The 258-nt window shown below is 60.1% G+C and carries 1 pseudogene; it reads left to right on the plus strand.

Going from position 1 to position 258, the window contains the following annotated elements:
• Positions 1-258, plus strand: a pseudogene (locus tag ACPYOI_RS36475) (carboxypeptidase M32); the annotation flags it as partial.

Consider the following 258-nt stretch of genomic DNA (forward strand, 5'->3'; position numbering starts at 1 on the left):
AACGTGGGCCGGTCAACCTGTCGCGCTGGCCCGTTCAACGGCGATCCACGAATCCCAGAGCCTGTTCTTTGGGATGCAGCTGGGGCGCAGCGACGCTTTCCTTAAACATCTCCTCCCTGCGGTTCACGCCCGTTTTGGCAGGCAGGCGGCGTTCAGTGAAGAGAACTTTATTGCCTGGAACCAGCGCGTGAAACCGGGCTATATCCGCGTCGATGCCGACGAAGTCAGCTACCCGGCACATGTGGTGCTGCGCTATGA

The sequence above is a fragment of the Rhizobium sp. SVR5-2C genome (assembly GCF_056755115.1).